16 protein-coding genes and 1 tRNA gene are annotated in these 19735 nt (G+C 63.9%); 5 read left to right on the top strand and 12 right to left on the bottom strand.

Annotated features, from left to right (window positions below):
* The first annotated feature begins 102 nt into the window (after window positions 1–102).
* The 3 genes from ACIPZ5_RS03720 (at window position 103) to ACIPZ5_RS03710 (ending at window position 5742) form a co-directional block, all read left to right on the top strand.
* Window positions 103–2241: a cytochrome c peroxidase gene (locus ACIPZ5_RS03720; RefSeq protein WP_343594298.1), complete on the top strand. Its 2139-nt coding sequence runs from the start codon at window positions 103–105 to the stop codon at window positions 2239–2241.
* 292 nt (window positions 2242–2533) lie between these two features.
* Window positions 2534–3817 (top strand): GGDEF domain-containing protein, encoded by a 1284-nt coding sequence (locus tag ACIPZ5_RS03715; protein WP_343599523.1) that lies wholly within the window; start codon window positions 2534–2536, stop codon window positions 3815–3817.
* A gap of 146 nt (window positions 3818–3963) precedes the next feature.
* Window positions 3964–5742 (top strand): acyl-CoA dehydrogenase C-terminal domain-containing protein, encoded by a 1779-nt coding sequence (locus ACIPZ5_RS03710; RefSeq protein WP_400806769.1) that lies wholly within the window; start codon window positions 3964–3966, stop codon window positions 5740–5742.
* Between the two features lie 285 nt (window positions 5743–6027).
* On the opposite strand, the gene ACIPZ5_RS03705 is transcribed toward ACIPZ5_RS03710, so the two are convergent.
* The gene (locus tag ACIPZ5_RS03705; protein WP_343599519.1) at window positions 6028–6951 is read right to left on the bottom strand and encodes a LysR family transcriptional regulator; all 924 of its coding nucleotides are present in this window, start codon (window positions 6949–6951) and stop codon (window positions 6028–6030) included.
* A 211-nt stretch (window positions 6952–7162) separates the two neighbouring features.
* On the opposite strand from ACIPZ5_RS03705, the gene ACIPZ5_RS03700 reads away from it, so the two are divergent.
* Both ACIPZ5_RS03700 and ACIPZ5_RS03695 read left to right on the top strand, forming a co-directional pair.
* A complete protein-coding gene (locus tag ACIPZ5_RS03700) occupies window positions 7163–8443 on the top strand; it encodes an aspartate aminotransferase family protein (RefSeq protein ID WP_400806767.1) in 1281 nt (426 codons plus the stop codon).
* A 139-nt stretch (window positions 8444–8582) separates the two neighbouring features.
* A complete protein-coding gene (locus ACIPZ5_RS03695) occupies window positions 8583–8741 on the top strand; it encodes a YqaE/Pmp3 family membrane protein (protein ID WP_009681539.1) in 159 nt (52 codons plus the stop codon).
* A 32-nt stretch (window positions 8742–8773) separates the two neighbouring features.
* Here ACIPZ5_RS03695 and ACIPZ5_RS03690 read toward each other — a convergent pair whose 3' ends face one another.
* The 11 genes from ACIPZ5_RS03690 to ACIPZ5_RS03640 form a co-directional block, all read right to left on the bottom strand.
* Complete coding sequence (locus ACIPZ5_RS03690) at window positions 8774–10597, bottom strand: prolyl oligopeptidase family serine peptidase (RefSeq protein WP_400806765.1); 1824 nt, start codon at window positions 10595–10597, stop codon at window positions 8774–8776.
* Window positions 10563–11711, bottom strand: coding sequence for a pyrroloquinoline quinone biosynthesis protein PqqE (gene pqqE, locus ACIPZ5_RS03685; protein WP_400806762.1), 1149 nt, complete (start codon window positions 11709–11711; stop codon window positions 10563–10565). Before pqqE ends, ACIPZ5_RS03690 begins: the two co-directional genes overlap by 35 nt.
* The gene (gene pqqD / locus ACIPZ5_RS03680) at window positions 11683–11958 is read right to left on the bottom strand and encodes a pyrroloquinoline quinone biosynthesis peptide chaperone PqqD (RefSeq protein ID WP_261941821.1); all 276 of its coding nucleotides are present in this window, start codon (window positions 11956–11958) and stop codon (window positions 11683–11685) included. The genes pqqE and pqqD overlap by 29 nt, the downstream gene beginning before the upstream one ends.
* Window positions 11955–12692: a pyrroloquinoline-quinone synthase PqqC gene (pqqC, locus tag ACIPZ5_RS03675; RefSeq protein ID WP_176247323.1), complete on the bottom strand. Its 738-nt coding sequence runs from the start codon at window positions 12690–12692 to the stop codon at window positions 11955–11957. The genes pqqD and pqqC overlap by 4 nt, the downstream gene beginning before the upstream one ends.
* A gap of 27 nt (window positions 12693–12719) precedes the next feature.
* Window positions 12720–13631, bottom strand: coding sequence for a pyrroloquinoline quinone biosynthesis protein PqqB (gene pqqB, locus ACIPZ5_RS03670; RefSeq protein WP_400806759.1), 912 nt, complete (start codon window positions 13629–13631; stop codon window positions 12720–12722).
* 80 nt (window positions 13632–13711) lie between these two features.
* Complete coding sequence (gene pqqA / locus ACIPZ5_RS03665) at window positions 13712–13783, bottom strand: pyrroloquinoline quinone precursor peptide PqqA (RefSeq protein WP_003243383.1); 72 nt, start codon at window positions 13781–13783, stop codon at window positions 13712–13714.
* Window positions 13784–13952: 169 nt separating this feature from the next.
* On the bottom strand, window positions 13953–16232 hold the full coding sequence (gene pqqF, locus ACIPZ5_RS03660) for a pyrroloquinoline quinone biosynthesis protein PqqF (RefSeq protein ID WP_400806756.1): 2280 nt from the start codon (window positions 16230–16232) through the stop codon (window positions 13953–13955).
* 157 nt (window positions 16233–16389) lie between these two features.
* Entirely contained in the window at window positions 16390–17184 is a 795-nt protein-coding gene (locus ACIPZ5_RS03655) for a carbon-nitrogen hydrolase family protein (RefSeq protein WP_400806754.1), read from the bottom strand.
* A gap of 15 nt (window positions 17185–17199) precedes the next feature.
* Window positions 17200–18882: an FAD-dependent oxidoreductase gene (locus ACIPZ5_RS03650; RefSeq protein WP_313710132.1), complete on the bottom strand. Its 1683-nt coding sequence runs from the start codon at window positions 18880–18882 to the stop codon at window positions 17200–17202.
* A 193-nt stretch (window positions 18883–19075) separates the two neighbouring features.
* Complete coding sequence (locus ACIPZ5_RS03645) at window positions 19076–19537, bottom strand: Lrp/AsnC family transcriptional regulator (RefSeq protein WP_261941816.1); 462 nt, start codon at window positions 19535–19537, stop codon at window positions 19076–19078.
* A 120-nt stretch (window positions 19538–19657) separates the two neighbouring features.
* Window positions 19658–19734, bottom strand: a tRNA-Ile gene (locus ACIPZ5_RS03640).
* Window position 19735 lies beyond the last annotated feature (1 nt).

The raw sequence follows: 19735 nt of genomic DNA, 5'->3' as shown, positions 1-19735 counted from the left end.
AATGTTTCAAGCTGAAATACTTTGTTACAGCTATGTTGGCATTAAGCGCACTTGTTGCGTGAACGATCAGCCTGATAAATCTGCGCCGTCGGGAAGTCCATCATGGTCGACTATCTGAGTAATGTGCGAATCCCCCGCCTGGCCTGTGCGATAGCGATGACGTTCGCCGCCGGCCTTTCTTTTACCAGTGCCCGGGCTGCGGACCCGGCCGGAACCGCTCCGGTCGTGCCGGATGTGCCCAGCCTGCAATCACTGCGTGGCATGACGCCGCCGGACCCTTCCGGTACCGAGGGTGGCCGCAAGGTCGACCTGATGTCCGACTATGTGATCAATCGCGGAGCGGTGGTTCTGTTGGGCAAGGCCCTGTTCTGGGACATGGCCGTTGGCAGTGACGGCGCCACCGCCTGCGCTTCCTGCCATTACCACGCAGGTGTCGATCACCGGGTCACCAACCAGATCAACCCCGGCCAGGCCAATACCAACGCCAACGTCGCGTCGATCTTCAACAAACCGTTCACGGCCGCAGATATTCCCGGCGACGTGCCGAGCTACACCACGCGCTCCGGTGGCAAGGGCGGCCCGAACTACACGTTGAAAAAAGGCGACTTCCCGACCCACGTGCTGGCCAACCCCCTGGATCGCAACTCGGCGATTGTCTATTCGAGCGATGACGTGATCGGTTCGCAAGGGGTGTTCGACGCCAACTTCGTCAAACCCCGTCAATCGCGCTTCGACAAATGCACCCAGCAACCGGACGGCATTTTCCAGGTGGGCGGCATCAACGTGCGCCGCAGTACCGGGCGCAATGCGCCGTCGGTGATCAACGCGGCCTTCAACGTGCGCAACTTCTGGGATGGTCGGGCCAACAACGTGTTCAACGGCTTCTCGCCGTTCGGTAACCGCGACCCTGACGCGGGGATCTTCGTGACCAAGGATGCCAGTGGCGTGGCGGTCAAGGTGCGCCTGGCCCTCAAGGATGCCTCCGCCGCCTCGCAAGCCGTCGGCCCACCCGGCAGCGCGGTGGAAATGTCGTGTGGCGGGCGTACTTTCGCCGACATTGGCCGGCGCATGCTCGACACCATGATGCTCAAGGGGCAGAAGATCGCGCCCACCGACTCGGTACTCGGGCCCGTCTCCAGTGCCCGCCGGCCGACCTATCGCGAGCTGATCAAGAATGCCTTCCAGCCGCGCCTGTGGAATGCCACGCAACAGGTCTTGCTGGGCGGCGAGCCCTACACCCAGATGGAGGCGAACTTCCCGCTGTTCTTCGGGCTGGCGATCCAGATGTACGAGTCCACGCTGATCTCCGACCAGGCGCCACTGGATGCCTATCTGCAGGGTGATCACACCGCCATGAATGCTCAGCAGGTGCAAGGCATGAACCTGTTCCTGGGCAAGGGCAAGTGCGTTGCCTGCCACGGTGGCGCGGAGTTGACCAACGCCGGCAGCCGCCTGCTGTTCCAGCCGCGTGAGCGCATCGAGCGCATGGTCATGGCGGACGGCCTGACCACGCTCTATGACAACGGCTTCTACAACACCGGTGTCCGTCCGACCTCCGAGGACCTGGCGCTGGGCGGCTCGGACGCCTGGGGCAACCCTCTGTCCTTCACCCGTCAGTACAACACTCAACTGCAAGGCGGGAATATTCCTGACCCACTGGATGTCGATGTGTGCACCTTCGAGGTGCCGCTGAGCGCAGCGATCCCTTGCGATCCGACACTCAAGCCCAATGTCGGTTTCCGTGACTCGGTCGATGGCGCCTTCAAGACCCCGACCTTGCGCAACATCGCCTTGACCGGGCCGTACTTCCACAATGGCAGCCGGGCAACGCTGCAACAGGTGATGGAGTTCTACAACCGCGGCGGCGACCGGCGTGGTGAAGACGCCAGCAACACCAGCGGCTTCGAGCACCCAGCCGTCAATCAGCACAACGGCTCCAACCTCGATCCGGACATGACCGCGCTGAACCTGACCCCGGATGAAGTGGATGCACTGGTCAAGTTCATGGAAGTTGGCTTGACCGACCCGCGCGTCGCCTGGGAACGGGCGCCGTTCGATCACCCTTCACTGGTGCTGCCACAGGGTGAGAAGGGCGATGAAAACTCGGTCGGGCAAAAACCGGCCAGCGCGCAGATCACCTCTCGGCAAGCCCAGGACGCCGACTTCCAGCTCAATGCCGTCGGTGCCTCAGGTCGCTCCACAGCGCAGGGGCCACTGCAGCCATTCAACAACGACTTGTAACGCTCTCTAGGCGTGCGCTGTACTTGTGGGAGCCGCGCTTGCCGGCGAAGGGCCGCAAAGCGGCCCCACGATTTCAAAGTTGTTGCATGAATTGCCGGGGCCGCTTCGCGGCCCTTCGCCGGCAAGCGCGGCTCCCACAGGGGCCGCGCCAGCTTACAGTCCAGTTACAAGAAAAACTCAAGCCCTCCACCCCCGCTGCCGTTAACCCACCGGTGTACTCATCTATTCACGTGTGCTGCCGATGAAGTAAAGGCACAATGCTATTATTGATCTGCCGGGTCGGAGATTGCCCTTGTTTCGTCTAAACGCTGTTCGCGCGAGCCATTTCCTGCCTTCGCTGTTTCTGTTGCTGGCTGGGCTTGCGGCGGCTTATGTAAGAGACCTCAGCGTCTTCTTCACCTCACTGTTCAACGTCCTTCCCACCCTGGTCCTGCTGCTGGGCGGCGCCTACTGCGCCGTGTATCGCCGCCAGCGTGAGCTGTTCCTGATGGTCACGGTGTACATCGCCTATTTCCTGCTCGACACGCAGACCGACTACTACCGCGACAATGGCCGCGTGCGCGAGGATGCAGCGGTGATCTTCCACCTGGTGTGCCTGTTGCTGCCGGCCCTGTACGGCTTGTTCGGCGCATGGCAGGAGCGTACTCACCTGGCCCAGGACCTGCTGGCCCGCTTCGCTGTGCTGTTCGCCGTCGGCAGCGTGGCGGTGGCACTCGAGCAAAGTTTCCCTCAAGCGCTGCTGAGCTGGCTGGCGGAGATCCGCTGGCCGTCGCTGCATGGCCAGTGGATGAGCCTTATCCAGATGGTCTACCCGGTATTCCTGGTGGTTTTCGCCCTGCTGGTGGTGCAGTACCTGCGCGAGCCGCGGCCTTTGCATGCGGCGCAGCTGATTGGCCTGGTCGGTATCTTCTGGATGCTGCCCAAGACCTTCATCCTGCCCTTCACCCTGAACATCATGTGCAGCCAGGTGATGCTGATGATTGCCGCTGCGGTATCGCACGAGGCCTACCAGATGGCCTTCCGTGACGAACTTACCGGGTTGCCTGGGCGCCGCGCGTTGAACGAGCGCATGCAGCGCCTGGGTCGCAACTACGTGATCGCCATGACCGACGTCGACCACTTCAAGAAATTCAACGACACCCACGGCCACGATGTCGGTGACCAGGTGCTGCGCCTGGTCGCCAGCCGCTTGTCCAAGGTCACCGGCGGTGGCCGCGCCTATCGCTACGGAGGCGAGGAATTCGCCCTGGTGTTTGCCGGCAAGACCGCCGAAGAGTGCGTGCCGCACGTGGAGGCGGTGCGCGAGATGATCGCCAACTACACCATGCACCTGCGTGACCAGAACAGCCGCCCGCAGGACGATTCGACCGGGCGTCAGCGCCGCAGTGGCAGCGCTGGCGGCACGGTCTCGGTGACCATCAGCATCGGCGTGGCCGAGCGGCTGGTCGACCATCGCAACCCGGAAGAAGTGCTCAAGTCCGCCGACCAGGCGCTTTACAGCGCCAAGGGGGCCGGGCGCAACTGTGTCATGGTCTATGGTCAACAATCCCAGCGCGGGGCCGTGCGGATGGCGTGACCAAAATAGACTATATGGTCGCGTGATGACCCTATGTCTCGCAAAAGTTGTTCGGTTACACTGGATTCAACCCCAGGTTGCTTTTATTTACGAACCCCGTGCCGCGGTCCGTGTGACCGCCCCGACCCGACCAGCGAGAGGTTGTCATGGCTGACTATAAAGCGCCCCTGCGCGACATGCGCTTCGTACTGAATGAAGTCTTCAACGTGGCCGAGTTGTGGTCGCAACTGCCCGAACTGGCCGAGGCGGTCGACGCGGACACCGCCATGGCTGTGCTGGAAGAAGCCGGCAAGGTCACCAGCAAGAGCATCGCCCCGCTCAGTCGTGCCGCCGATGAAGAAGGCTGCCACTGGGACAACGGTGCCGTGCGTACACCCGCCGGCTTCATCGAGGCCTACAACACCTACGCCGAAGGCGGTTGGGTGGGCGTGGGCGGTGACCCGCAGTTCGGTGGCATGGGCATGCCCAAGGCGGTCTCGGCCCAGGTCGAGGAAATGGTCAATGCTTCGAGCCTGGCCTTCGGCCTGTACCCGATGCTGACCGCTGGCGCCTGCCTGTCGATCAACGCCCATGCCAGCGATGCGCTGAAGGAAACGTACCTGCCGAACATGTACGCCGGTGTCTGGGCCGGCTCCATGTGCCTGACCGAGCCGCATGCCGGTACCGACCTGGGCATCATCCGTACCAAGGCCGAGCCCCAGGCCGATGGCAGCTACAAGGTCAGCGGCACCAAGATCTTCATTACCGGCGGCGAGCATGACCTGACCGAAAACATCATCCACCTGGTGCTGGCCAAGCTGCCGGACGCGCCGGCTGGCCCCAAGGGCATCTCGCTGTTCCTGGTGCCGAAATTCCTGGTCAATGCCGACGGCAGCCTCGGTCCGCGCAACCCGGCCACGTGCGGCTCGATCGAGCACAAGATGGGCATCCAGGCTTCGGCTACCTGCGTGATGAACTTCGACGAGGCAGTCGGCTACATCGTAGGCGAGCCGAACAAGGGCCTGGCGGCCATGTTCACCATGATGAACTACGAACGCCTGGGCGTAGGTATCCAGGGCCTGGCGTCGGCCGAGCGTTCCTACCAGAACGCGGTGGAATACGCCCGTGATCGCCTGCAGAGCCGCGCGCCGACCGGGCCGCAGGCCAAGGACAAGGCCGCTGACCCGATCATCGTTCACCCTGATGTTCGGCGCATGCTGCTGACCATGAAGGCGCTGATCGAGGGCGGTCGTGCCTTCTCCACCTACGTGGCGATGCAACTCGACAGCGCCAAGTACAGCGAAGACCCGGCTACGCGCAAACGCAGCGAAGAGCTGGTGGCGCTGCTGACCCCGGTGGCCAAGGCGTTCCTCACCGACCTTGGCCTCGAGTGCACGGTGCACGGCCAGCAGGTATTCGGTGGTCATGGCTACATTCGCGAGTGGGGCCAGGAGCAACTGGTGCGCGATGTGCGTATCACCCAGATCTACGAAGGCACCAATGGCATCCAGGCGCTGGATCTCATGGGGCGCAAGGTGGTGGCCAGCGGCGGGGCGTACTACAAGCTGTTCTCTGCCGAGATTCGCCAGTTCATTGCCAGCGCGGGCAGCGAGCTGGAGGAGTTTGCCAAGCCGCTTGGCGCCTATCTCGATCAGCTCGATGGGCTGACCGAGTGGGTGCTGGAGCAGGCCAAGGGCAACCCGAATGAAATCGGTGCCGCGTCGGTCGAGTACCTGCATGCCTTTGGCTATGTGGCCTATGCCTACATGTGGGCATTGATGGCGCGTGCAGCCCAGGCGGCTGAAGGCGACGAGGCGTTCTATTCGGCCAAGCTGGGCACCGCACGGTTCTTCTTCGCCCGGTTGCTGCCGCGGGTGAATTCGCTGGTGGCGTCGGTGAAGGCGGGCAGTGAGTCGTTGTACCTACTGGATGCCGAGCAGTTTTGACCGATCGCGTGGGCCTTTTCGCGGGTTTACCCGCGAGTGGGCTCCAGCCGATGTATCTGGACTACTTCTTGTAAGCCTTTTCCTACATGACGTGGTGACTTTTCGCCACTGGTGCCAGATTGGATCCACGGTTAATCTTTCTACATGGACGTTGCGCAGGAAGCGCAAAGGACAGAACAGGGACAACGAAGGATTACCTGCCAGGATGGCGGGGCGATAGGGATGTCACAGGGAAACAGTCTAGAGAACCCCGCTTCGGCGGGGTTTTCTTCGTCTGGGTGTTTTTCAGCCAAGCACATCCAGCGGCGGGGCACCCAGTTGCCGCGAATCGGTCTCTTCCTCCAGCAACGTGCGCAGCAGCTCCACCGACGCCTGCTGGCGTTGGGCATCACGGAACACCAGGCCAACCTTGAGCGGCACGCGTGGCTCACTCAGCGGTTTCCACAGCAACCCCTGGTCATCCTCGGCGGCATCCTTGGCCCGCCCCGGCAGTATGGTCGCCAGCGCCGTGTGCGCCAGGCTGTCGAGAATCCCCGCCATGTTGTTCATCTCTGCTTGCACCTGTGGCCTGCGGCCCTGGGCAGCGAGCTGTTCCTTCCAGATCTGGCGGATCTGGAATTCCTCACCGAGCATCAGCATCGGTAATTCGGCGGCCTGCTTGATGGAGACTTTCTTGAAGTCCTTCAGAGGGTGGGTGGCCGGGATCACCACCTGCAACTCGTCTTCGTACAGCAGCGAGCCGTGTAGCCCAGGCTGGCGCGGTGGCAGGTAGCTGATGCCGATGTCCAGGTTGCCATTGAGCAGCCGCCGTTCGATCTCCAGCCCCGACAGTTCGTAGATCTGCACCACCAGGTGCGGCTGGGCCTTGCGCACACGCTCCAGCAACTGCGGCACCAGGCTTGGCCGCACGGTCTGCAGCACGCCGATGGCCAGCGTGCGCAGCGACTGGCCCTTGAAGTTGCGCATGGCTTCATGGGCCCGTTGCAGGCCATCCAGCAGCGGCAGGGCATGGTTGTACAGGGTGTGCGCAGCCAGGGTCGGCAGCAGGCGCTTGTTGCTGCGCTCGAACAGGCTCAGGTCGAGGCTGTGCTCAAGCTGGCGAATCTGCTGTGACAGTGCCGGTTGCGACAGCGACAGGCGTTCGGCGGCGCGGCCGACATGGCCTTCTTCATACACCGCGACGAAATAACGCAGTTGGCGAAAATCCATAAGTAACACTTATCGAAAAAGCTGGGAAAACGAAATGGCCGCAAACGCTGCCGAAGCCTAGTCTATCGCCGTATTCCAACGGGTTACAGCGATCCAGCCGCTCATTGTTACCGCAGTTGAAAAACACTTTTGATAGGCAAGGCAAAATTATTCTGTGCCAGCAGCAAGGCTGGACCCTGGCCGCCCTTTACCGTGATTGGTTGGAGCCCCGATGAACCTGTTCAACCTGCGCCGTTCGGCCCCTGCCGCGGTTGCCGAGCCCAAGCGTGCGGCGGTGATCGTGGCGGATGCGCCGCAGTTGTCTCGCGAGCGCCTGATGCCGAGTACCGAGCGTGCGGCGCAGGTGTTCGTGCGTGGTCAGGGCTCCTGGCTGTGGGACAACGAAGGGCATGCCTACCTGGACTTCACCCAAGGCGGCGCGGTCAACAGCCTCGGGCACAGCCCGACGGCGCTGGTCAAGGCGCTGAGCAACCAGGCCCAGGCGCTGATCAACCCAGGGGCGGGTTACCACAGCCGTGGCCTGCTGGCGCTGGTCAACCGCCTGTGCCAGAGCACCGGCAGCGACCAGGCCTATCTGCTCAACAGCGGTGCCGAGGCCTGTGAAGGGGCGATCAAGCTGGCGCGCAAGTGGGGCCAGCTGCACCGCAACGGCGCCTACCACATCATCACTGCCAGCCAGGCCTGCCATGGCCGCAGCCTGGGCGCGCTGTCGGCCTCCGACCCGCTGCCGTGCAACCGTTGCGAGCCGGGCCTGCCGGGGTTCAGCAAGGTGCCGTTCAACGACCTGGCGGCGCTGCATGCCGAGGTCGATTCGCGCACCGTGGCGATCATGCTCGAACCGGTACAGGGCGAGGCGGGGGTGATCCCGGCTACACGCGAGTATCTGCAAGGCGTGGAAAAGCTCTGCCGGGAACTGGGCATCCTGCTGATTCTTGACGAAGTGCAGACCGGCATTGGCCGCTGTGGGGCATTGCTGGCGGAACAGACCTACGGCGTGCGCGCCGACATCATTACCCTCGGCAAGGGCCTGGGCGGTGGTGTGCCTCTGGCCGCCCTGCTGGCTCGCGGGACCGCATGCTGTGCCGAACCGGGCGAACTGGAGGGCAGCCATCACGGCAATGCGCTGATGAGCGCCGCTGGCCTTGCCGTGCTGGATACCGTGCTGGAGCCGGGCTTTTTCGAGCAGGTGCAGGACAGTGGTCGTCATCTGCGCGATGGTCTGAGCCGCCTGGCAGGCCGTTATGGCCAGGGCGAAGTGCGTGGCCAGGGGCTGTTGTGGGCCTTGCAGTTGCAGGAAAACCTGGCAAAGGGCTTGGTCGACGCCGCCCTGCACGAAGGCTTGCTGCTGAACGCCCCGCAGCCCGATGTGGTGCGCTTCTCGCCGGCACTGACCGTGAGCAAGGGCAACATCGATGAAATGCTGCTGCGCCTGGCCCGGGCCTTTGCCCGCCTGCATGCGCAACAACAGGCCCGCCGCGAGATGCCGGCCTGATCACGAATTCAACGAACCGTCTGGCGTTTCTGCGCATCGCCCCGTGCCTGTTTCATTTGGCCCGGGGCGTTTTTTTTGCCTGTGGAACCTCTGCGATGCGCGGCTAGTCTCTGATGTAACCCCTTCAGGAGAGACCCGCATGGACTTCATTCGCATCATCATCGCCATCATCCTGCCGCCGCTGGGCGTGTTTCTGCAGGTCGGGTTTGGCGGGGCGTTCTGGCTCAACATCCTGCTGACCCTGCTGGGCTACATCCCGGGGATCGTGCACGCGGTGTACATCATCGCCAAGCGCTGAGGATGCCGGGGCCGCAGAGCGGCCCCAGGGTGTTATCCGGCCAGCACCCGGCAATAGAACTTCCATTCTTCTTCGAGTGCATGGGCCTGGTTCTCGGCCTTTCGCAAACCATGCCGTTCCCCGCCATAGAAATGGCCTTCGGCGGCGATGCCGTTGGCCTGCAACGCCGCCAACATCGAGCGAGTCTGTTCCGGAACCACCACCGCGTCCAGCTCGCCCTGGAAGAAGATCACCGGCACCTTGATCCGTGAGGCATGCAGCAGCGGGGTGCGCTGGCGGTAGCGCTCGGCATCCTGTTGCGGGTCGCCGATCAGCCAGTCCAGGTAATCGCCTTCGAACTTGTGCGTGGCCCGGCCCAGGGCGACCGGGTCACTGACCCCGTAAAGGCTGGCACCGGCGCGGAACACGTTGTGGAAAGCCAGGGCGCACAGCGTGGTGTAGCCACCGGCACTGCCACCGCGAATAAAGGCCTTGCCGGGGTCGATCAACCCTAGCCCGGCCAGATGTTCGACGGCGGCGCAGGCATCCTGCACATCGCTTTCGCCCCAGCGCAGGTGCAGCGCCTGTCGGTACGCGCGGCCATAGCCGGTGCTGCCCCGGTAGTTCAGGTCGGCCACGGCGAAACCGCGCTGGGTCCAGTACTGGATGCGTGGGTCGAGCACGGGGTAGCAGGCCGAAGTCGGGCCGCCGTGGATAAATACCAGCAGGGGCGCGGGGCCACTGGTGCCGGTTGCCGGATAGAAAAAGCCATGGGCAGACGTGCCGCCGCTGCCGTAATGGATCGACTGCGGCAGGCTGATTTGCGCCGCAGGCAACACTTCGGCGCCGCCGGCCAGTACGCTGACCTCATGGCTGGCGCGGGCAATGGCGATCACCGCCGGCGGGCTGATCGGCGAGGCTGCGACGACATAGAGGTGTTCGGCGTCCATGGCCAGGTTGCGGAACCGGGTGTAGGCGCTGGCAAAGCGCTCCATACGGCCATTCTCATCGCGCAAGCCCAGTTGCCCGATACCGCCTTCGAACCAGGTGGCCAGATAGTGCCGCGGACTTATTGGCAGCCACGTGCTGGTGCCCAGCTGCCAAGGGGCGGCGGCATGGTCGGCCGGCTCGGCCGGCAGCGCTTGCCAGTGGCCGTCGACCTCGCCCCAGGGCTGCCAGAAGCCATTACGGTCAGACAGGCAGTACAAGCGGCCTTCGGCATCGAAGCGCGGCTGTTGCAGCGACTCGTCCTCGGCGGCGATGCAGCGCGCGGCTCCCCAGTCACCGTTGGCAGCGCGGGTTCGGCAGATCAGCCGGGTAACGGTCCAGGGTTGTGCCGGTCGGTCCCACTCGACCCAGGCCAGGCGTTGGCCGTCAGCGCTGACCGTTGGCGAGGCATAGAAGTCGGCACCCTCGGCGAGCACTTCGCGGGTGGTTTCATCCAGGGCCACCAGGCGATGCTCGACGCTTTCGCCATGGCGCTCTTCGACGGCCAGCACCTTGCCGGCATGCCACTGCACATCGCCGTAGCGGCACTCGGCTTGGGCGGTCAGGGCTCGTGGTGCAGCGCCTGTGAGGCTCTGGGTGTAGACCTGCTGGTCCGTTTCGTTGACGAACAGCAGCCCGTCACCACCCAGGCAAAAGCTGCCGCCACCATATTCGTATACCCGGCTGCGCACGCTGAAACCATCGGGCGTGAGGCAACGCGCCTGGTGGTCACGCCAATGCCAGATGCGGCAGGCGCCATCGGCCGGGCGGAACTCGTTCCAGAACAGCCCCTCGGCACTGACCTTGAGTTCGGCGAAGTCGGTGCCGGCGGCGACGGCCTGGGCGGCGCTGAAGTCAGCCGCGGACGATGACACGGGAGTTGCGCTCATTGCGGAAGGTCAGCTCTTCGATGGCGAGTTTGGTGGTTTCTGCCTCTTCGCGGGCCTTGAGGATGAGGCCGTGGTCGGCCGACTTGGCGCACACCGGGTCGGCCTTGCTGGCATCGCCGGTCAGCATGAAGGCCTGGCAACGGCAGCCGCCGAAGTCCTTCTCCTTCTCGTCGCACGAACGGCACGGCTCGGGCATCCAGTCGTAGCCACGGAAGCGGTTGAACCCGAACGAGTCGTACCAGATGTGGTGCAGGTCATGGTCGCGTACGTTGGGGAACTGCACCGGCAGTTGCCGTGCGCCGTGGCAGGGCAGGGCGGTGCCGTCCGGGGTGATGGTCAGGAACAGGCTGCCCCAGCCATTCATGCAGGCCTTGGGACGTTCCTCGTAGTAGTCCGGGGTGACGAAGATCAGCTTGCATGGGCTGCCCTGGGCCTTGAGCTTTTCCCGGTACTCGTTGGTGATGCGCTCGGCGCGTTCGAGTTGTGCGCGGGTCGGCAGCAGGCCCAGGCGGTTGAGGTGCGCCCAGCCGTAGAACTGGCAGGTGGCAAGCTCGACGAAGTCCGCCTCGAGGGCAATGCACAGCTCGATGATGCGGTCGATCTTGTCGATGTTGTGCCGATGGGTGACGAAGTTGAGCACCATCGGGTAGCCGTGGGCCTTCACCGCGCGGGCCATCTCCAGCTTCTGCGCGAAGGCCTTCTTGGAGCCGGCCAGCAGGTTGTTGACCTGCTCGTCACTGGCCTGGAAGCTGATCTGGATGTGGTCCAGCCCGGCCTCCTTGAAGGCGGCGATGCGTGCTTCGGTCAGGCCGATGCCGGAGGTGATCAGGTTGGTGTAGTAGCCCAGCCGGCGGGCCTCGCCGATCAGCTCGGCAAGGTCCTGGCGCACCAGCGGCTCACCACCTGAAAAGCCGATCTGTGCGGCGCCCATCTCGCGGGCTTCGGCCATCACCTTGAACCACTGCGCAGTGCTCAGTTCCTGGCCCTGGGCGGCAAAGTCCAGCGGGTTGGAGCAGTACGGGCACTGCAGCGGGCAGCGGTAGGTCAGCTCGGCCAGCAGCCACAGCGGCAGACCGACCGGCACCTCAGGCGAGGGTGATCCAGTGTTCGGCACGGGCCACCTCCATGAATTGCTCGATGTCATCGGCGACTTCAGGCACACCAGGGAATTGCTGTTCAAGTTCGGCGATGATCGCCGCCACATCGCGCTTGCCGTCGATCAGCCCGCCGATCAGGCCGGCGCTGTCGTTGAGCTTGATCATGCCCTCAGGGTACAGCAGCACATGGCCCTTCTGCGCTGGCTCGTACTGGAAGCGGTAGCCTGGGCGCCAGTTCGGCGTTTGCTTGCGGTCGAAACTCATAGGGCGATCCCCTTGTGCCATACCCGTTGCTGGGTGACGGTGTGGTAAGGCGGGCGGTTCAGCTCGTAGGCCATGCTCATGGCGTCGAGCATGCTCCAGAGGATATCCAGCTTGAATTGCAGGATTTCCAGCATACGCTCCTGGCCCGCGCGGGTGGTGTAGTGCTGCAAGGTGATCGCCAGGCCATGCTCGACGTCGCGCCTGGCCTGGCCCAGGCGGGTGCGGAAGTATTCGTAGCCGGCAGGGTCGATCCACGGGTAGTGCTGCGGCCAGCTGTCCAGGCGCGACTGGTGGATCTGCGGGGCGAACAGCTCGGTCAGCGAGCTGCTGGCCGCTTCCTGCCAGCTGGCACGGCGGGCGAAGTTGACGTAGGCGTCCACGGCAAAGCGCACGCCGGGCAGTACCAGCTCCTGGGAGCGAAGCTGGTCGGGGTCGAGGCCGACCGCCTGGCCCAGGCGCAACCAGGCCTCGATGCCGCCGTCCTCGCCGGGCGCGCCGTCATGGTCGAGCAGGCGCTGGATCCACTCACGGCGCACTTCGCGGTCCGGGCAGTTGGCCAGGATCGCGGCATCCTTCATCGGGATGTTGACCTGGTAGTAGAAACGGTTGGCCACCCAGCCCTGGATCTGTTCGCGGCTGGCGCGGCCTTCGTACATCGCCACGTGATAAGGGTGGTGGATGTGGTAGTAGGCGCCCTTGGCGCGCAGGGCCTGCTCGAATTCGGCAGGGGTCATTGGCAGTGCGTCGCTCACGGGGCCTCCTTACAACTCGATGCTCATGCCGTCGAAGGCGACTTCGACGCCACGGCGCTGGACTTCGGCGCGCTCGGGGGAGTCTTCATCGAGGATCGGGTTGGTGTTGTTGATATGGATGAGCACCTTGCGCTGGCGCGGGAAACCGTCGAGCACTTCGAGCATGCCGCCGGGGCCGTTCTGTGCTAGGTGGCCCATCTCGCGGCCGGTACGGGTGCCGACACCACGGCGCTGCATTTCATCATCCTCCCACAGCGTGCCGTCGACCAGCAGGCAGTCAGCGCCGTGCATCATCTGCAGCAACTGGTCGTCGACCTGGCCGAGGCCAGGGGCGTAGAACAGCTTGCCGCCGGTGCGGGTGTCCTCGACCAGCAGGCCGAGGTTGTCGCCGGGGTGCGGGTCGAAGCGGTGCGGTGAGTAGGGCGGCGCGGCGCTGCGCAGCGGGAAAGGCGTGAACCTGAGGTCAGGGCAGGCTTCGATGACGAAACTGCCTTCGAGCTCGATGCGGTTCCACTGCAGGCCACCGTTCCAGTGGCTGAGCATGTTGAACAGCGGGAAGCCGGTGGTCAGGTCCTGGTGGACCATGTCGGTGCACCAGACCTGGTGCGGACAGCCCTCGCGCAGGCTGAGCAGGCCGGTGGTGTGGTCGATCTGGCTGTCGAGCAGGACGATGGCGTTGATGCCGGTGTCGCGCAGAGCACGCGCCGGCTGCATCGGCGCGAAGGCCTGGAGCTGGGCGCGGATGTCGGGCGAGGCATTGCACAGGATCCAGTGCTCACCGTCGTCGGACAGGGCGATGGACGACTGGGTGCGTGCCGTGGCGCGCAGGCTGCCGTCGCGATAGCCCTTGCAGTTGGCGCAGTTGCAGTTCCACTGCGGGAAACCACCACCGGCGGCGGAACCGAGAATCTGGATGTACATGGCCACTCCTTCTGCGAAAAGCCGTATCGGAAAAACGACGACGCCCCGGCAGGCCGAGGCGTCATGCCGCAAAGCAGGGCTTAGCGGTTGGCGAAGTACATGGTCACTTCGAAGCCGATACGCAGGTCAGTGTATGCAGGTTTGGTCCACATGGGCGTTCTCCTTCCGGATGGGGTTGGGGTACTTCAGCTACTAGTTGGGCTCCGCCTCGAGCAGGAGGTTCCGTTGGCTGAGATAGCGTTATCTTACAAGAAAACTTTGTACCGAAAGGTTAATTCTTTGATAAGCGCCCTTGCAGCAAACGTAACAATCCCCGCAGGTTCAGTGCCAGGACGCATCTGGTGCGGCGCTGTTAGCCAGGCATAGCCAGGCGCAATCGGTGCCGAGCAGGTCGCGTAACAGGCCGTCCAGATCCGCTTGTTGCGTCATCAGAATAGACCGCTGCAGCGCAAGCAGATCGCCGGGTTGTGTGGCCAGGTGTGTCTGCCATGCCCATTCGGCGACATCGGCGTTGGCCATGGCTGCCTCGTCGAACTGTTCGGCCAGTGCTTGTCGGGCGCCGTTGTCGAGTGTGACGCCTTGGCTCAGAAGCGCGCGCAGGTGCTCAAGGATTTCCGCCTGACTGACATGCGGCGACTGCACGCCGAACAGCAAGCCACCGATGCCTTCGACCTGACGGAAGGTACTGAACACCGCGTAGCCGAGTTGCAGTTCGACCCGCAGGCGTTGATACACGGGGCCTTGCAGCAGCTGCGCCAGCAGGCGACCACAGGCTTGCTGCCCGGTAGGCACTGGGCAGAACAGCAGCAGGGCATTCTCACTGCCCGCCACCTTGGCATGCTGCCAGCGACGGCCCGCCCAGAGGGGGGCTGGCGTGGGCGTAGCGCTTTGCCCTGGGCAGCCCCGCAGTACCGCGCCCAGCGCCTGCGCGGCGCGGGTATCAAAGCCTACAGCCAAGCCATGCCAGAGGCTCTGTTGCCAGGCGCCATCGAGCAGTGCCTGGTCTAGAGTGCATGACCCAGGTGTTTCGGGCCAAGTGCCGAGCACGCTGTCTGGTAGTTGATTGATCAGCGCCCTGATCGGAATCAGGGCGAGCGCCTCAGGTGGCGCTGGTTGCCAGATGGAAGGCGCCTGCAGAAGCGCCAGGGCTTGGCCTGTGGCGCGTATCACGGCTGCAGGGTGGCCAGCGCAGCGCAACTGCCAGTATTCGCCTGACGCACTGAACTGCAATTGCACGCAGGCCCGCTCACAACGCACTTGCATGGGGTGCAAGGCGCGTTCCAGTAATCCATGCAACTGCTGGCGCAATGCCGATGGCACATGCCAGCGCAGATAAAGTGCCGCGTATTGTCTGGCTGGCGCAAGCAGGTCGCTGAGGCCCAGCGCAGGTGGCGGTTCTGCGGCTAGAGCAGTGGGCAGTTCATCGAGCAACAACGGCTCGGCCGCAGGCAGCTGCCATACCCCGTATGCGCAACGCGGCAGCTGTTCAAGCAATGCTTCGAGCGCGGCCCGCGCTTGTGAATCCAGCGCGGCAAACGGCTGCCCGGCGCTGTCGCGACGGGCCAGTTCCAGCGCGCTGGCACTGCGTTCGCGACGTTGTTGCAACAGGTCGAACGCGTTGTTGAGTGGCGCGCAGGCGGCCTGGAGGACGAAGTCGAACCAGCCGTGCAGCAGCTTCAGTGCCTCATCGCTGTCGGCATCCGGGGCAAGCTTCAGGTCGATGTGCCAGAGCAGTTGCCCGGCGAAGGCATACAACTTCTCGACCTTGAACCCTTTGAGCCAGCCGCGTCGCTCCAATGCATCCAGCCAACTGCCGGGGCCGTTGTCAGCGAGGTTGGCCATCAGCAGCTCCAGCGCCTGTTCTGCACCTGCGGGCAGCCCCTGGTGGGCGAACAGCAACGGCCTGTTGGCGGCCAGGGCTGGAGGCAAGGTCTGTGGCACAAGGGCACCCGCTTCGAAGATGCCGGCGTATTGCCTGCCAAGTTGTTCCAGTTCATCCAACGGCTGCGGGCCGCAGAGGCTCAGGGTGATCTGACCTCCCTGGTAGAAGCGCTGGTGAAAGCCCGTGAGCGCTTGCTGGAAGGCAATATTGCGCAAAACGAGGGAATAGCGGTTGCCTGCATGAAAACCGATTAGCGGATGATCGCCAGCCACAGATTGCAACAAGGCGAACTGCTGCTGCGCCTGCGGGTTACGCGACCAGGCGATGAACTCGGCGTGGATGACTTCCCGCTCACGGTGCTGGCGTTCGATGCCCAGGTCCGGTTCGGCAAGCATCTGGCACAGGCGCTCCAGGCCTTCGGCCAATGCCGCGGGTGGCACTTCGAAGAAAAAGTCGGTGGTGCGCTCGCGTGTGCTGGCGTTGACCTGGCCGCCCAAGGCCTGGACGTAGCGCATCAGGCCGTCTTGCAGTGGGAAGCGCGCGGTGCCGAGGAAGAACAGGTGTTCAAGGAAGTGGGCCAGGCCCGGCCACTGACGCGGCGCATCGTGGCTGCCCGCGTGTACGCGCAGGGCTGCAGCCGAGCGCTTCAGGCGCGGGGCGTGGCGCAGGGTCAGCTGCAGGCCGTTGGCGAGCGTGAGGTGGCGGGTGGCATCAGGCATGGGAACTCCGGGGCAGGTGTTCATGCTAACCCATTTGCAACGCAGCTCTGGCGCATTCGCGGGTAAACCCGTTCCCACAGGGACCGTGTGATTGGGCGGTCGATGCTATTCGTGTGGCAGCGGGTTTACCCGCGAATGGGCCGCGAAGCGGCCCCTGTTAGCCTTGGCGCAGATGCAATTCCTGACGCAGATCGGTCAGATAAGGGAACGACTCACGCCCCTGTACCACCCGCTCATGCTCAAGCTCCGCCAGCAGCAGGCACTCTTCTCGCCCGGCCATGGCCAGCAGGCTGCCGTCGGGGCCGATGATGCTGCTCTGCCCGCAGTACTGGATCTCGTCCTCGGCTCCACAGTAGTTGGCATACACCAGGTAGCACTGGTTCTCCTGCGCCCGCGAGCGCACGGTCACCTGGCAGACGAAATCGTAAGGTGTCATGTTCGCCGTCGGCACCAGGATCAGCTCGGCACCGGCCAGCGCCAGGCGCCGGGCGTTCTCCGGGAACTCGATGTCGTAGCAGATCAGCATGCCGACCTTCCAGCCCTCCAGCTCGACCACCGGGAAATGGCCGGCACCCGGGCTGAACATCGCCCGGTCCAGCTCGCCGAACAGGTGAGTCTTGCGGTAATTGCACAGGCTGCGGCCGTGGGCGTCGATCAATTGCACGCTGTTGTAGATCGCCCCGTCATCGGCGCGCTCCGGGTAGCCGTAGACGATGGCGATGCGGTGCGCCTGGGCGATCTCCACCACCTCCATGGCCGAGGGGCCATCGTCGGCTTCGGCCAACCGTTCGACCTGGGCCAGGCCGATGTTGTAGCCGCTGAGGAACATCTCCGGGCACACCAGCAGCTGCGCGCCACGCTCGGCCGCCCGTTGCGCCTGGTGGCGCAGCCGTTGCAGGTTGCCGGGCACGTCCAGCGGGTTGGGTGCGCCCTGGAACAGAGCGATGCGCATGCTGCCTCCTTGGTTTCAGTCAGCCAGGGCGATGGGGCCGATCTCGTCGAACACGTCGCCTGGGCCTGGGTTGTCCGCGTGAGTGCGGCCACCGAAGTGGTTCATGATACCCCACACCGCATTCAGCGACGTCTGCACCGCGCCTTCGACCCAGGCAGGGGTCCACGACACGTCGTCGCCGGCGATGAACATGCCGCGTTGCTCGGCAGGCATGTCCTGCTGCATGAAGTGCGCATACATGCGCTGGTTGTAGCGGTAGTGGCCCGGCAGCGCGCCCTTGAAGGCACCGAGGAAGTGCGGGTCGGCCTCCCAGGAAATGGTGATCGGATCGCCGATGATATGGCCGGCGATGTCGGTCTTGGGGTAGATCTTCTTCAGCGCATCCAAGGCGAGCTGCACGCGCTTTTCCACCGGGTGCGGCAGCATCTTCAGGGCGTCGCTCATCCAGGCGTAGGACAGGCAGATCACCCCTGGTTTATCGTCGCCGTTATCGAACAGGTAGGTACCGCGGGTAAGGCGATCGGTGAGGGTCATGCTCATCAAGTCGCGGCCAGTCTGTGGGTCCTTGTCCTTCCAGAACGGCCGGTCGACCATGACGAAGGTTTTCGACGACTGCATGTAGCGGGTGCGGTCCAGGGCCATCCACATCTTTTGCGAGAACAGCGACTCTTCGCAGTCGATCTGGGTGGTCAGCAGCCAGCTCTGGCAAGTGGCGAGCACTGCGCCGTAGTGGCGGGTGTCGCCCCAGTTGTCGGTGACTGCCAGGCGCCCGTCGGCGGCACGCGCAATGCGTTTGACCCCGGTGCGCGGCGCGCCGCCATGCAGCGAACTGAGGCTGGTGCCTTCCGGCCAGTGGGCACAGCGTTCCGGCACATGGCGCCAGATGCCTTGGGGGACTTGCTCCACGCCGCCGACGATCAGGTGCTGGTGGTCGTCGCAGTTGGTCATCACCACGCGGAAGATTTCCAGCATCGAGTTGGGGAAGTCCGAGTCCCAGCCACCGGTGCCGAAACCGACCTGGCCGAACACTTCGCGGTGCTGGAAGCTCAGCTGGGCGAACGAGCGCGAGGTGGCGACGAAGTCGTAGAAGGTGCGGTCGTCCCACAGGGGCACCAGCTTGTTCCACAGTGCTTTCAGCCGAGGTACGTCTCGGTCACGGATCGCCTGCTGGATATCGGCAAACTGTGCGCCGCTTTCCAGCGCATCGGCCCAGGCGTCGGCCACTTCATGGAACAGCTTGGGCAGGTCGCTGGCCTTTTCGGCGTAGTAGGTCTGGCCTTCGAGGTCGATCACCGTGCTGCCCGAGGCGGAGGTCAGCGGGTTGGGGAAAGGCTTGGTTTCCAGGCCCAGCTTGTCGACGTAATGGTAGAAGGCGGTGGAGGACACCGGGAAGCGCATGCCGCCGAGTTCGGCGATGATGCCGTCGGTGCCGTTGAAGGCTTGCGAACGCAAGCGTCCGCCGAGTTTCGAGGCCTCGTACACCACAGGTTTGAGGCCCAGCTTCATCAATTCGTAGGCCGCGACCAGCCCGGCGATGCCGGCGCCAACGATGGCGACCTCCTCACCATGGCGCTCTGCCGGGATGCTGCCCAGGCCGGCCGGGTGTTCAAGCCAGTCGTCGAAGGCGAAAGGGAAATCCGGGCCGAAGATGGTGATGGGTTGTTTGCCGTCGGCGGGGTGGCGGTTTTTCTTGTTCATGAAGTGACCTTGCCAGAGCGGCTGCGCGGGGGGCGGAGCCTGAGTATAGGAGATGGCTGTGAGTCATTTTATGAAGCGGGGTGTTCGTAATTAAGATGCAGAATGATGTCGTAATGTGCGTTGGATGGTCATATCGACCGACCATCTGGTCATTCTGATGATAAACAGGCAGCGCATTGCTGTGGGCGCGGTTTTAGAGCGGCTGCCCGCGATCGACCTTGCTGCTGAGGATGATCGACGTGGTGGTCTTCTCCACCCCTTCGACACTGCCAATCTGGTCCAGCAACTGGTCGAGTTGCTCCGGCGAATCGCTGCGCAGCCAGGCCACGTAATCGAACTCGCCACTCACCGCGCACAGCTGTTGTACCTGCCCCATGGCACTCAGGCGCCGTACCACTTCCTTGCCGGAGCGTGGCTGCACCTTGATCCCGACATAAGCCTGCAGCCCACCACCAATCAGGCGCTGGCCGAGGCGTACGCCATAGCCGGTGATGACCTTGTTCTTCTCCAGCCGCTCCAGGCGCGAGTTGACCGTGGTACGGGCGATACCCAGCTGGCGGGCGAGGGTAGCGACGCTTTCGCGGGCGTTGATCTGCAGCAGGGCGAGCAGCTGGCGGTCGATTTCATCGAGGGTGATGGGGCGCGCGTCCGACATTGTGAGTCTCTACGGTGGGTCCGCTAGCCTAGCCAGCCGAAGATGAGCAGGGCAAGCCCCAAGACGTTGGCACACCATCGGGCACAAAAAAGCCGCGCTGATGCGCGGCTTCTTCATGTCTGGTGGGCCCACACGGACTCGAACCGTGGACCAAAGGATTATGAGTCCTCTGCTCTAACCGACTGAGCTATAGGCCCT

The sequence above is a fragment of the Pseudomonas sp. NPDC089428 genome (assembly GCF_044749325.1).
Lineage (GTDB): Bacteria > Pseudomonadota > Gammaproteobacteria > Pseudomonadales > Pseudomonadaceae > Aquipseudomonas.
This window is presented reverse-complemented; position numbering and strand designations above follow the sequence as displayed.

Bases quoted from the DNA above. Each gene is read 5' to 3' on its own strand.
- ACIPZ5_RS03720 (WP_343594298.1), top strand. From the start codon at position 103: ATGGTCGACTATCTGAGTAATGTGCGAATCCCCCGCCTGGCCTGTGCG.
- ACIPZ5_RS03710 (WP_400806769.1), top strand. From the start codon at position 3,964: ATGGCTGACTATAAAGCGCCCCTGCGCGACATGCGCTTCGTACTGAAT.
- ACIPZ5_RS03705 (WP_343599519.1), bottom strand. From the start codon at position 6,951: ATGGATTTTCGCCAACTGCGTTATTTCGTCGCGGTGTATGAAGAAGGC.
- ACIPZ5_RS03700 (WP_400806767.1), top strand. From the start codon at position 7,163: ATGAACCTGTTCAACCTGCGCCGTTCGGCCCCTGCCGCGGTTGCCGAG.
- ACIPZ5_RS03695 (WP_009681539.1), top strand. From the start codon at position 8,583: ATGGACTTCATTCGCATCATCATCGCCATCATCCTGCCGCCGCTGGGC.
- ACIPZ5_RS03690 (WP_400806765.1), bottom strand. From the start codon at position 10,597: ATGAGCGCAACTCCCGTGTCATCGTCCGCGGCTGACTTCAGCGCCGCC.
- pqqD (WP_261941821.1), bottom strand. From the start codon at position 11,958: ATGAGTTTCGACCGCAAGCAAACGCCGAACTGGCGCCCAGGCTACCGC.
- pqqC (WP_176247323.1), bottom strand. From the start codon at position 12,692: ATGACCCCTGCCGAATTCGAGCAGGCCCTGCGCGCCAAGGGCGCCTAC.
- pqqB (WP_400806759.1), bottom strand. From the start codon at position 13,631: ATGTACATCCAGATTCTCGGTTCCGCCGCCGGTGGTGGTTTCCCGCAG.
- pqqF (WP_400806756.1), bottom strand. From the start codon at position 16,232: ATGCCTGATGCCACCCGCCACCTCACGCTCGCCAACGGCCTGCAGCTG.
- ACIPZ5_RS03655 (WP_400806754.1), bottom strand. From the start codon at position 17,184: ATGCGCATCGCTCTGTTCCAGGGCGCACCCAACCCGCTGGACGTGCCC.
- ACIPZ5_RS03650 (WP_313710132.1), bottom strand. From the start codon at position 18,882: ATGAACAAGAAAAACCGCCACCCCGCCGACGGCAAACAACCCATCACC.
- ACIPZ5_RS03645 (WP_261941816.1), bottom strand. From the start codon at position 19,537: ATGTCGGACGCGCGCCCCATCACCCTCGATGAAATCGACCGCCAGCTG.